The 12,303-nt window shown below is 31.1% G+C and carries 8 protein-coding genes; all 8 read left to right on the top strand.

What is annotated here, in order from left to right:
• The first annotated feature begins 70 nt into the window (after positions 1-70).
• The 8 genes from rplJ to nrfH all read left to right on the top strand — a co-directional run bounded on the left by rplJ (position 71) and on the right by nrfH (position 12,290).
• Positions 71-559, top strand: a complete 489-nt coding sequence (rplJ, locus tag ACKU3H_RS00240) for a 50S ribosomal protein L10 (RefSeq protein WP_320034974.1) — start codon at positions 71-73, stop codon at positions 557-559.
• A gap of 59 nt (positions 560-618) precedes the next feature.
• Positions 619-996, top strand: a complete 378-nt coding sequence (gene rplL / locus ACKU3H_RS00235; RefSeq protein WP_320034973.1) for a 50S ribosomal protein L7/L12 — start codon at positions 619-621, stop codon at positions 994-996.
• Between the two features lie 179 nt (positions 997-1,175).
• On the top strand, positions 1,176-5,321 hold the full coding sequence (gene rpoB, locus ACKU3H_RS00230; protein ID WP_320034972.1) for a DNA-directed RNA polymerase subunit beta: 4,146 nt from the start codon (positions 1,176-1,178) through the stop codon (positions 5,319-5,321).
• Positions 5,314-9,846, top strand: a complete 4,533-nt coding sequence (rpoC, locus tag ACKU3H_RS00225; RefSeq protein ID WP_320034971.1) for a DNA-directed RNA polymerase subunit beta' — start codon at positions 5,314-5,316, stop codon at positions 9,844-9,846. Before rpoB ends, rpoC begins: the two co-directional genes overlap by 8 nt.
• Before the next feature lie 27 nt (positions 9,847-9,873).
• Positions 9,874-10,263 (top strand): hypothetical protein, encoded by a 390-nt coding sequence (locus tag ACKU3H_RS00220; protein WP_320034970.1) that lies wholly within the window; start codon positions 9,874-9,876, stop codon positions 10,261-10,263.
• Positions 10,264-10,314: 51 nt separating this feature from the next.
• The gene (locus ACKU3H_RS00215) at positions 10,315-11,028 is read left to right on the top strand and encodes an EAL domain-containing protein (RefSeq protein ID WP_320034969.1); all 714 of its coding nucleotides are present in this window, start codon (positions 10,315-10,317) and stop codon (positions 11,026-11,028) included.
• A 65-nt stretch (positions 11,029-11,093) separates the two neighbouring features.
• Positions 11,094-11,378 carry a YciI family protein gene (locus tag ACKU3H_RS00210; RefSeq protein WP_320034968.1) on the top strand — a complete coding sequence of 95 codons (285 nt, stop codon included), beginning with the start codon at positions 11,094-11,096 and terminating at the stop codon, positions 11,376-11,378.
• 375 nt (positions 11,379-11,753) lie between these two features.
• Complete coding sequence (gene nrfH, locus ACKU3H_RS00205; RefSeq protein WP_320034967.1) at positions 11,754-12,290, top strand: cytochrome c nitrite reductase small subunit; 537 nt, start codon at positions 11,754-11,756, stop codon at positions 12,288-12,290.
• Positions 12,291-12,303: the final 13 nt, after the last annotated feature.

Here is a 12,303-nt window from a genome sequence, read left to right as displayed (position 1 = left end):
GTGGGTTAAATACTACTCCTGTATTTTGTAAAACCTACCGAAGTTGGATGTTTTGAAAGGAGAAATATAAATGACTAAACAACAAAAAGCTGAAGTAATTGATTTCTTAACTTCTGAATTTAAAGAGTCTCAAGCTATCGTAGTTTGTGATTATAATGCAATCTCTCATAAAGAGTTAGAAGGTTTAAGAAAAGATGCTAAAGAAAATGGTGTTAAAGTTCAAGTTGCTAAAAATACATTAGTTACAGTTGCTGTAAAAAATGCAGAATTAGGTGATATTGAATTATCTGGAAATAACATTTTCTTATGGTCTGAAGATCAAATCTCTGCTTGTAAAGTTGCTGATAAATTTGCAACAGCAAATAAAGATAAATTTGCAATTAAATCTGGTATCATTGAAGGTGAAATTGCAGATGTTGCTAGAGTTAATGCATTTGCTAAATTACCATCTAGAGAAGAACTTCTTGGTATGCTTGCTGCTACATGGATGGCTCCAGTTACTAACTTTACAATCGGGCTTGATGCTCTTAGAAAGAAAAAAGAAGAAGAGGCTGCGTAATTTAAATACGCATTTATAACATAAATAAAAATTAAAAAAATAAATTAAGGAAAAATGAAATGGCAATTTCTAAAGAAGACGTATTAGAATACATCTCTGGTTTATCTGTATTAGAATTATCAGAATTAGTTAAAGAATTTGAAGAGAAATTTGGTGTATCTGCACAACCTGTTGCAGTTGCTGGTGGAGCAGTTGCTGGTGGAGCTGCTGAAGCTGCAGAAGAAAAAACTGAATTCAACGTTGTATTAAAAGACGCTGGAGCTAAGAAAATTAACGTAATTAAAGTAATTAGAGCGTTAACTGGTCTTGGATTAAAAGAAGCAAAAGCAATGGCTGAAGAAGCTGGTGCTGTTGTAAAAGAAGGTGTTTCTAAAGAAGACGCTGAAGCTGCTAAAACTGAATTAGAAGGTGCAGGTGCTGTTGTAGAACTAGCATAATTACTTTTTGTAATTACCCTGTTTCCTGTTATACAAGGCTTTATGCCTTGTATAAAGATTAGCATCTTTGAGGGCTAAGGTTAGAATTTGAAGGCAAATTTTAACCCTATCCTTTAAGGATGCTTTTGCGCTTTATATACAAAGCTAAAAAGTAAACCACATTTTCAATAAGGTCGACAATGTTAAACTCTTTAAAATCTGGTAATAGACTTAGAGTTGATTTTGCAAAAAATCCTCAACAAATCGAAATTCCAAATTTATTACAATTACAACAAAGTTCATACGATAACTTCCTAATGATAGGAAAAGATGAAAGAACTGAAGCAGGTATTGAAAAAGTATTCAAATCAGTTTTTCCAATCCACGATGCTCAAAATAGAATCACTCTAGAGTATATAGGAAGTGAAGTTGGTAAACCAAAATATGATGTAAGAGAATCTATGGTTAGAGGGCTTACATACTCAATCCCTTTAAAAATCAATATTAGACTTACACTATGGGACTTAGACGAAAAAACTGGTGAGAAAATCGGTGTTAAAGATATGAAAGAACAATCTTTATTCATCAGAGAAATCCCACTAATGACTGATAGAACATCATTTATTGTAAATGGTGTAGAAAGAGTTGTTGTTAATCAATTACACAGATCTCCAGGTGTTATCTTTAAAGAAGAAGAATCAAACACAGCTGGAAATAAATTAATATATACAGGTCAAATTATCCCAGATAGAGGATCTTGGCTATATTTCGAATATGATGCAAAAGATGTATTATATGTAAGAATTAACAAAAGAAGAAAAGTTCCTGTAACTATTCTTTTTAGAGCATTAGGTTACTCTAAAGAAGATATTATCAAATTATTTTACCCAATTCTAAATATCAAAATTAAAAATAACAAATTTTTAACTGAATTTAATCCTCAAGATTTTACAGGAAGAGTTGAGTTTGATATTAAAGATGATAAAGGTAATTTAGTTATTGCTGCTGGTAAAAGACTTACAGAAAGAAAAGCTAAAGCTTTAGTTGATGGTGGTCTTAAATTAGTTGAATATCCAGTTGATTTATTAATGGATAGATCTACAGCAAATACTATTTATGATCCAGAATCAGGGGAAGTATTATTTGATGCTTTAACTAACCTTGATGAATTAAAATTAAAAAAATTATTAGATTTAGGTTTTGATAACTTTGATATCGCAAATGATTTAGCTACTGGAGTAGATAATTCAATTATTAATGCATTTAAGCAAGATGCCGAATCTTTAAAATTATTAAAACAAACTGAGCAAATTGATGATGAAAATGATTTGTCAGCGATTAGAATCTATAAAGTTATGAGACCAGGTGAGCCTGTAACTAAAGAAGCTGCTAAAGAGTTTGTTAGAAAACTGTTCTTTGATCCAGAAAGATATGACTTAACTAAAGTTGGTAGAATGAAAATGAACCACAAGTTAGGTGTAAATGTTCCTGAATATGTAACTGTATTAACTTATGAAGATATTATCAAAACTGTTCAATATCTTGTAAAAGTTAAGGCTGGTCATGGTCATATTGATGATAGAGATCACTTAGGAAACAGAAGAATTAGAGCAATTGGTGAACTTCTTGCAAATGAATTACATTCTGGTTTAATTAAAATGCAAAAAGCAATTAGAGATAAAATGACTACTTTATCTGGTACATTAGAAGATATCATGCCACACGATTTAGTTAACTCTAAGATGATTACGTCAACTATTACTGAGTTCTTTACATCTGGTCAGTTATCACAATTTATGGACCAAACTAACCCATTATCAGAAGTTACTCATAAAAGAAGACTTTCTGCACTTGGTGAAGGTGGTTTAGTAAAAGAGAGAGCAGGATTTGAAGTTAGGGACGTTCACCCAACTCACTACGGTAGAATCTGTCCAGTTGAAACTCCAGAGGGACAAAACATTGGTCTTATCAATACTTTATCAACTTTCTCTAAAGTTAATGATTTAGGATTTATTGAAGCTCCATATAAAAAAGTTGTTGATGGTGTTGTAACAGATGAGATTGAATACTACACTGCAACTCAAGAAGAGGGTAAAATTATTGCTCCAGGTTCAACAAAAGTTGATGACCATGGAAAAATTATTGAGCCACTAATTGAAGCTAGACAAGATGGAGAAATCTTACTTGTAGAAAGAGCAAAAGTTAATTTAATAGATATCTCTTCTCAAATGGTAATGGGTGTTGCTGCATCTTTAATTCCATTCTTAGAGCACGATGATGCCAACAGAGCACTTATGGGATCGAACATGATGAGACAAGCTGTTCCATTATTAAGACCAAATGCACCTGTTGTTGGTACTGGTTTAGAAAAAATCGTAGCAAGAGATGCTTGGGAAGCAATTAAAGCCAAAAGAGGTGGAGTTGTAGAAAAAGCTGATGCTAAAAATGTATATATTTCTGGTGAAGATGAAAGCGGTGCTTTCATTGATCATTATGAAATCAATAAAAATGTAAGAACAAATAACAATACATCTTTTGGGCAAAGAACAGCTACAAAAGAGGGTGAAGTTATAGAAGCTGGTCAAGTTATCGCTGATGGTCCATCAATGGATAATGGTGAGCTTGCAGTTGGTGTTAATGCAATGGTTGCGTTCATGCCTTGGAATGGATATAACTATGAGGATGCTATCGTTCTTTCTCAAAGATTAATTGAAGAAGATGCATTTACTTCTGTTCATATTTATGAAAAAGAAGTAGAGTGTAGAGAGCTTAAACATGGTAATGAAGAGATTACTAGAGATTTACCAGGTGTAAAAGAAGAATCTATTACTCACCTTGATAACTCAGGTATTGTAAAAGTTGGAACATATGTAAAATCAGGAATGATTTTAGTTGGTAAAGTTACTCCAAAAGGTGAGATTAAACCAACTCCAGAAGAAAGATTACTTAGAGCAATCTTCGGTGAAAAAGCAGGTCACGTTATAAATAAATCTTTATACTGTCCAACTTCTATGGAAGGTACAGTTGTTGATGTAAAAGTATTTACTAAAAAAGGTTATGAAAAAGACGAAAGAGCAGTTGCTGAGATTGAAGCAGAAAAAGCTGAACTTGACTTAAAACATCATGATAAACTTTTAATGCTTGATAGAGAAGAGATTTTAAAAATCAATGATTTATTATCTAAATCTCCTTTAGCAAAAGATGTGGAAGTTGAAGGTACTACATACAAATCTGGTGCAAATATCCCAGTTGATATTTTAGCATCTGTTAATAGATTTGCTATGAAAAAAGTTGTATCTTCTTACTCTAAAGATGTTGAAAAAGAATATAACGAGATTAAAGATTACTTTATTAAACAAAAAGCAACTTTAAGAGAAGAGCATGAAGAAAAACTTCAAGTTCTTGAGCATGACGATATTTTACCAAGTGGTGTTATTAAACAAGTAAAAGTTTATGTTGCTACTAAGAGAAAAATCAAAGTTGGGGATAAAATGGCAGGTAGACACGGTAACAAAGGTATCGTTTCTAACATTGTACCTCAAGTTGATATGCCATACTTAGAAGATGGAACTACTGTTGATGTAATTCTTAACCCACTAGGGGTACCTTCAAGGATGAATATTGGTCAGATTCTAGAAGTTCACTTAGGTCTTGCTGGTAAAAAATTAGGTAATCAAATCCAAGAGATGTTTGATGCTAAAAAAGCTGATTTTATTTCTGAACTTAGAGTAAAAATGGCAGAGATTGCTGATGTAGCTAAACTTATGAATGGTAAAAAATTCATGGAAGAGCTTTCAGATGAAGATCTTATCAAATATGGTCAAGACTGGGCTAAAGGTGTTAGATTTGCAACACAAGTATTTGATGGTGTAAAAGAAGATGAATTTGCTAGATTATTTGAGTTAGCAAAAATTGATACAGATGGTAAGTCTACATTATATGATGGTAAGACTGGTGATAAAATGAAAGAGAGAGTAAACGTAGGTTATATGTATATGCTGAAACTTCACCACTTAGTTGATGAAAAAGTTCACGCAAGATCTACTGGTCCTTACTCACTTGTAACGCAACAACCAGTTGGTGGTAAAGCACTATTTGGTGGACAAAGATTTGGGGAAATGGAAGTTTGGGCACTTGAAGCATATGGTGCAACAAATGTTCTTAAAGAGATGTTAACAACTAAATCGGATGACGTTGAGGGTAGAACAAGAGCTTATAGAGCTATTGCAAATGGTGAAAATGTTCCAAGTTCTGGTGTTCCAGAAACATTCTTCGTATTAACAAAAGAGTTAAAAGCCTTAGGGTTAGATGTAGAGATTTTCGAAGAGGTAGAAGATAATGAGTAATAACGAATTAAATTTAGAGCCAATTGAGATTAAAGAATTAGAAAGACCGCAAGATTTTTCTGCGTTTCAGTTAAGACTTGCAAGTCCTGAAAAAATTCTATCTTGGTCTTCAGGAGAGGTTAAAAAACCTGAAACTATTAATTATAGAACATTAAAGCCAGAAAGAGATGGTTTATTTTGTGCTAAGATTTTTGGACCAGTAAAAGACTATGAGTGTCTTTGTGGTAAATACAAAAAGATGAGATACAAAGGTGTTGTATGTGAAAAATGTGGTGTTGAAGTAACTTCTTCAAAAGTTAGAAGACACAGAATGGGACATATTGACCTTGTTTCTCCAGTTGCTCATATTTGGATGGTATCTTCTCTTCCAACAAGAATTGGTACACTTTTAGGTGTTAAATTAAAAGACTTAGAAAGAGTATTATATTATGAAGCATATATTGTAAGTGAGCCAGGTGAAGCTTACTATGATAATGAAAAAACTAAAAAAGTTAATAAATTTGATATTTTAAATGAAGAGCAATTTAGAACTATTTCTGATTTATTTGACCACACAGGTTTTGAAGCAAACATGGGTGGAGATGTAATTAGAGATTTACTAGAAACTTTAGATTTAATTGAATTATTACATATGCTTAAAGAGGATATGGCTGCAACTAAATCTGAAGCAAAAAGAAAAACTATTGTAAAAAGACTTAAAGTTGTTGAAAACTTTATCAACTCTGGAAATAGACCAGAATGGATGATGCTTACTCAACTTCCAGTTCTTCCACCAGATTTAAGACCACTTGTTGCTCTTGATGGTGGTAAATTTGCTGTTTCAGACGTAAATGACCTTTATAGAAGAGTTATTAACAGAAATAATAGACTTAAAAGATTAACAGAACTTGATGCACCAGAAATCATTATTAGAAATGAAAAAAGAATGCTTCAAGAAGCAGTTGATGCGTTGTTTGACAATGGTAAAACAGCAAATGCTGTTAAGGGTGCAAACAAAAGACCTCTTAAATCTTTATCTGAAATTATTAAAGGTAAACAAGGAAGATTTAGACAAAACTTACTTGGTAAAAGGGTTGACTTCTCAGGTAGATCTGTAATCGTTGTTGGACCTTCTTTAAATATGGACCAATGTGGTATTCCTAAAAAAATGGCTCTTGAGCTATTTAAACCACACTTAATGGCTAAGTTAGAAGAAAAAGGTTATGCAACTACTTTAAAATCTGCTAAGAGATTAATTGAGTCTGAGACAAATGAAGTATGGGAATGTTTATCAGAAATTGTTGATGAATATCCAATTTTACTAAACAGAGCACCAACTCTTCACAAATTGTCAATTCAAGCTTTCCACCCAGTATTAATTGATGGTAAAGCTATTCAATTACATCCATTAGTTTGTGCGGCATTTAATGCCGACTTCGATGGTGACCAGATGGCAGTTCACGTTCCTTTATCGCAAGAAGCAGTTGCAGAAGCTAAGATTTTAATGATGTCTTCAATGAACATTCTTTTACCAGCTTCAGGTAGAGCTATTGCTGTACCTTCTCAGGATATGATTTTAGGTATTTACTATCTATCATTAGAAAAAGAGGGTGTAAAAGGACAACACAAACTATTTGCAGACGTAAATGAAGCAAAAATTGCTTTAGAAATGGGAAGAGTTGATCTTCATGCAAAAATCAGAACAAAAATTGATGATAAAGTGATTCACTCTACAATTGGTAGATTAATTATTCATGAAATTTTACCTGATTTTGTTCCTGTTGAATTATGGAATAAAATTTTAAAGAAAAAAGATATTGGTGCATTAGTTGATTATATCTACAAACATGGTGGATATGAAGTAACTCCAAGATTCTTAGATAACCTTAAAAACTTAGGTTTCAGATATGCAACAGATGCTGGTATCTCTGTATCAATTGATGATATTAGAGTTCCAGAAACAAAAGTTGACCATATTACAAAATCTAAAAAAGAAGTTATTGAAGTTCAAAAACAATTCTCTCAAGGTTTATTAACTGAGCAAGAAAGATATAATAAAATTATTGATATCTGGACTGAGGTTAACAATACTCTTGGTACTGAGATGATGGATTTAGTTAAAACTGATAAAGATGGATTTAACTCTATTTATATGATGGCTGATTCTGGGGCTAGGGGTTCTGCAGCACAGATTAGACAGTTATCTGGTATGAGGGGACTTATGGCTAAGCCAGATGGTTCTATTATTGAAACACCAATTATCTCAAACTTTAGAGAAGGTCTAAACGTACTTGAGTACTTTATTTCTACTCACGGTGCTAGAAAAGGTCTTGCGGATACAGCTCTTAAAACAGCAAATGCGGGTTACTTAACAAGAAAGCTTATTGATGTATCTCAAAACGTTAGAATTACAGTTGAAGATTGTGGTACTCACGAAGGTATTGAGATTACTGATATTACTTCTGGTAATGAATTAATTGAGTCATTAGAAGAAAGAATTACAGGTAGAGTTATTGCTGAAGATATTATTGACCCAATCTCAAATGAGATTTTATTTACTGAGGGTACATTAATCACTGAAGAGGATGCAAAAGTTGTTGCTGAAGCTGAAGTTAAATCTGTAGTAATCAGAACTCCATTAACTTGTAAAGAAGAGCATGGTTTATGTTCAAAATGTTATGGTCTTAACCTAGGTGAACAAAGAAAAGCAACTCCAGGTGAAGCAGTTGGAGTTGTTGCAGCACAATCTATTGGTGAGCCAGGAACACAGCTTACACTTAGAACTTTCCACGTTGGGGGAACTGCATCTGCAACTCAAACTGAGAGAGAGTTAAGAGCTGATAAAGAAGGTTTCATTAGATACTACAACATCAAAACTCATACAGATAAAAATGGGAAAATAGTTGTAGCAAACAGAAGAAATGCGGGTATTTTATTAGTTGAACCTAAAATTAATGCACCATTTAAAGGTAACGTAACAGTTGAAACTATTCACGAAGAGGTTATTTTAACTATTACTAATGGTAAAGAAGAGAAAAAATATTACCTAAGAAAGAATGATGTTGCAAAAGCAAATGAACTTGCTGGTGTATCAGGAAAAGTTGAAGGTAAACTTTACTTACCATATAAAGATGGTGTTGAAGTTGATGTAAATGAATCTATCGTTGAAATGATTAAAGATGGCTGGAATGTTCCTAACAGGATTCCATATGCATCTGAACTTAAAGTTCAAGATGGGGCGCCTATTACTTCTACAATAGTTTCTGGAGCACATGGTATTGTAAAATACTACAAACTTCATGGTGACTATTTAGAAAGAAGAGATGATATCAATTCTGGTGAAAAAGTAGACGAAAAAGGTTTATTTGCTGTAATCGTTGATACAGAGGGTAGAGAAGCATTAAGACACTATATCTCAAGAGGTTCAGTACTTCAATTAGATAATGACACTCCTGTTGAAAAAGATAGTGTAATTGCATTACCAGCATCTTCAGAACAAGTTGTAATTGCTGAGTGGGATCCATATTCAAATCCTACAATTGCTGAAAGAAAAGGTAAAATTGCATTTGAAGATATTATCCCAGGTGTAACTGTTGCTGAGCAATTTGATGAATTAACAGGTACATCTAAACTTGTGGTAAATGAGTATATCCCTGCTGGTTATAAACCTGCAATTGTTGTTGCGACAGATGAAAAAGACCTAATTAGATATGCACTTGATCCTAAAACTTCATTATTTGTAAATGAAGGACAAGAAGTTCAAATTGCAGACATTTTAGGTAAAACACCAAAAGCAACACAAAAATCAAAAGATATTACTGGAGGTCTTCCAAGAGTATCTGAATTATTCGAAGCAAGAAGACCAAAAAGTATTGCTGTACTAGCATCATTTGATGGTATGGTTACATTTGGTAAACCGTTAAGAAATAAACAAAGAATTATTGTTACTGATGAAAATGGTAACAAAGCAGAATACTTAGTTGAAAAATCTAAACAAATTCTTGTAAGAGAGGGTGAGTTTGTTCATGCTGGTGAAGCATTAACAGATGGTCAAATCTCTCCACATGATGTATTAAAGATTTTAGGTGAAAAAGCATTACATTACTTTATTGTATCTGAAGTACAACAAGTATATAGATCTCAAGGGGTAAATATTGCGGATAAACATATTGAGGTAATTACATCTCAAATGTTAAGACAAGTTTCTATTATTGATGGTGGTGATACTAAATTTATCATTGGAGATATGGTTTCTAAGAAAAGATTTATGCAAGAGAATGAAAAAATTATCAAACTTGGTGGTAAACCAGCTATTGCTGAACCATTATTACTTGGTATTACAAGAGCAGCTGTAACATCTGACTCTATTATCTCAGCAGCATCATTCCAAGAAACTACAAAAGTTTTAACTGAAGCAGCAATTTCAGCTAAAATGGATATGTTAGAAGACTTAAAAGAAAACGTTGTTATTGGTAGAACAATTCCTGTAGGAACTGGTTTATACAAAAACAAAAAAATTAAATTCGAAGATTACGACGAAGAATAAAATTAGGGCTTTGCCCTAATTGATATAATGGATATAATCTCACTATTTTTTATCTTTATTGCTGTTGAGATATTTGAATCTAACTGGCAAAAATCTGACACACTGCATGGAGTTATTTATAATAACTATGCAATCTACAAAAAAAGTATTTTACTTTTCTTTTTACTAAATTTGAGTTTTATTTATTCTATATTTTTAGTTATATATTTGCAAAACAATAGCTTTTTAATGTTAAGTATAGTTGGGATAAAGTTTCTAGATATCTCTTTAAAACTTAGTATTATAAAAAAGATAGAAGAGAATATAAATATAGAAGATATACTTCCAAATGTAAAAATGACTTTTCTTTTTAGATATATGAATGCCCTTATATATCCACTTACATTTATATTATCAGCTAATTATTTTAATTTATAAAATTGATAATTGTTATCATAAATTAATTTAAAATTTGTTATTATTCTCTTTATGAATAAAGAAGAGTTTAAAAGTATAATAAAAAGAGCTGATTATAAAACAAAATATGAACCAATAATAGATATAAAAAATGATAATAAGATATTCGCATATGAGGCATTATCAAAATTTGCAATAGATGAAAAGATAATATCAACTGAAGAGATTTTTAGAAAACTTCACTATTATAATAATTTGTTTTTCGAACTAGAAAAAAGAAATAAACTACATCAAGTAAACAAATTTGATAAAAAAGAAAAATTATTTTTAAATTTTGATGCGGATATTGTAAAAACAGAAGAGCAAAAAAATTATTGGGAAAAATTTTTAAAACAATATAAAGACAATATAGTTGTAGAGATAACTGAAAATGGCAGTGATGATGAAGTATCTTCTTCTATTATGCGTAGTTTTGCCATGTGGCTAAAAGAAAAAGGCATAGATTCTGCATTAGATGATTTTGCGCAAGATGGCTCAATGTTTTCTTTTTTTATTATGAATAGATGTAAATATATAAAAATAGATAAATCTTTTTTAAAACAAATCAAAACAAATCAAAACTATATATCATATCTATGCGGGTTATTAGAAACAATAAGAAAAAATGGTCAAAAATCTATTATAGAGGGTGTAGAAACAAAAGAGGATTTTGAATTGATTCAAAATAAACTTGATTGTGATTTTGTACAAGGTTACTATTTTTCAAATTTGACTTTAATAAGATAAAGATATTAATTTACTTGTAATGATTAAATGATAGAATTATATCAATTAAAAATAGGAGTTAACCAATGCAATACCTTGTAATAGCTTATGACAATGAAGGTGCTTTAGATAAAAGACTAGAAGTAAGAGACGCTCATGTTGAGGGTGCTAAAAAAATGATAGCAGAAGGAAAAATTATAAATGCTGGTGCTCTTATAGAAGATGACCAAATGGTAGGTTCTACACTATTTGTTGATTTTGAAAATGATGAAGCGATTAATGAATGGTTAGAAAATGAGCCATATGTAGTAAATGGTGTATGGAATATGGAAGAGTTCCAAATCGTTCCAGTTAAATTACTACCAAGATAAATTCTAATTTATAAGTGTCAAATTTTGACACTTATAATTCATCTTTTAAATACAAACTATCAATAAATTTACAAATTTTGAAATATTTATAATTTTTTTTATCAATATACGTATCAATTTTTTATATATTAAAATAATATAATAAAAACTTATAAATAAAATTCTAAAACTACCTAAAAAACTTTATTTTCAATAAAGTAAAATAACTTTTACTATAAATTTCACATAATTAAATTAAATGATATTTTAATCGAAAAATTTAAATTAATAAGAAAGTACCATTTTATAGTATGACTAAATATTCATTCTTGACATAGGTCAAGGATTTAAACTAAAAATTAATTTATACTTCTAATGCAATTTAAAGGATTAAGAATGAAAAGAGAAAAAATTGTAGTCTATGGATCAATTTTAGCTTTTCTTATTGCTGTTGGTTTATTTGCTTATACAGTGCATGCATCAAAAATGTTGTCATACCTGTCAAGTGATCCTAAAGCCTGTATCAATTGTCATACGATGAATTCTGCATATGCAACATGGTCAAAAAGTTCTCATAAGAATGTTGCTACATGTGTGGATTGTCACTTGCCAGTTGGTGATGTGGTTGCTAAGTATAAAGCTAAAGCAATCGATGGTTGGAATCACTCAGTTGCATTTACCTTGAACACTTATGAAAATAATATTGACATAAGTGAAGATGGTGCAGACAGAGTGCAAGCAAACTGTATTAGATGTCATGGAGATTTAACATCTCAAATGGGTCTAAATGCAAATAATTACCATGGTTCAGAAGAAGATAGTTTAAAAGCTGATCGAAAATGTTGGGAATGTCATAAGTTTACTCCTCATGGCAAAGTTAGAAGTTTAACATCAACTCCTTATAGTATAGGTGTTAAAGAAAGAATGAAATAAGAAGGAAAGAAAG

The sequence above is a fragment of the Halarcobacter sp. genome, assembly GCF_963675975.1.
GTDB lineage: Bacteria > Campylobacterota > Campylobacteria > Campylobacterales > Arcobacteraceae > Halarcobacter.
The sequence above is the reverse complement of the archived record's forward strand: the minus strand, read 5'-3'. Positions and strand labels throughout refer to the sequence as shown.

Coding starts and splice junctions, on each gene's coding strand:
- rplJ (WP_320034974.1), top strand. CDS start 71: ATGACTAAACAACAAAAAGCTGAAGTAATTGATTTCTTAACTTCTGAA.
- rplL (WP_320034973.1), top strand. CDS start 619: ATGGCAATTTCTAAAGAAGACGTATTAGAATACATCTCTGGTTTATCT.
- rpoB (WP_320034972.1), top strand. CDS start 1,176: ATGTTAAACTCTTTAAAATCTGGTAATAGACTTAGAGTTGATTTTGCA.
- rpoC (WP_320034971.1), top strand. CDS start 5,314: ATGAGTAATAACGAATTAAATTTAGAGCCAATTGAGATTAAAGAATTA.
- ACKU3H_RS00220 (WP_320034970.1), top strand. CDS start 9,874: ATGGATATAATCTCACTATTTTTTATCTTTATTGCTGTTGAGATATTT.
- ACKU3H_RS00215 (WP_320034969.1), top strand. CDS start 10,315: ATGAATAAAGAAGAGTTTAAAAGTATAATAAAAAGAGCTGATTATAAA.
- ACKU3H_RS00210 (WP_320034968.1), top strand. CDS start 11,094: ATGCAATACCTTGTAATAGCTTATGACAATGAAGGTGCTTTAGATAAA.
- nrfH (WP_320034967.1), top strand. CDS start 11,754: ATGAAAAGAGAAAAAATTGTAGTCTATGGATCAATTTTAGCTTTTCTT.